Origin of the sequence: Anoxybacillus sp. LAT27, assembly GCF_022030075.1 — a bacterium.
Lineage (GTDB): Bacteria > Bacillota > Bacilli > Bacillales > Anoxybacillaceae > Anoxybacillus > Anoxybacillus kestanbolensis.
Genome location: NZ_JAIWYK010000444.1, coordinates 1 through 387, shown reverse-complemented (window position 1 = coordinate 387; position 387 = coordinate 1). Strand labels below are relative to the sequence as shown.

1 protein-coding gene is annotated in these 387 nt (G+C 52.5%); it reads left to right on the top strand.

Translation table 11 applies throughout. The features are described from left to right. Window positions 1–79 precede the first annotated feature (79 nt). Window positions 80–387, top strand: a 308-nt coding sequence (locus tag LD028_RS15550) for an alanine--tRNA ligase-related protein (RefSeq protein WP_237812299.1), incomplete at its 3' end; no start/stop codon positions are given.

Genomic DNA, 387 nt, shown 5'->3' with positions numbered 1-387 from the left:
GGTGGTACCGCGAGCGCAACTCTCGTCCCTGCCAAGGGATGGGAGTTTTTTTATAGAAAAAACAAAGGGGAGGATCATCATGAAGAAACTGACATCTGCCGAAGTGCGGCGCATGTTTTTAGAGTTTTTCCAGGAAAAAGGCCATACGGTGGAGCCGAGCGCATCGCTCATTCCGGTCGACGACCCGTCGCTGTTGTGGATCAACAGCGGCGTCGCGACGTTGAAAAAATACTTTGACGGGCGCATCGTTCCGGAAAACCCGCGCATTTGCAACGCGCAAAAATCGATCCGCACCAACGACATCGAAAACGTCGGGAAAACGGCGCGCCACCATACGTTTTTTGAAATGCTCGGCAACTTTTCGATCGGCGATTACTTCAAGCGGGA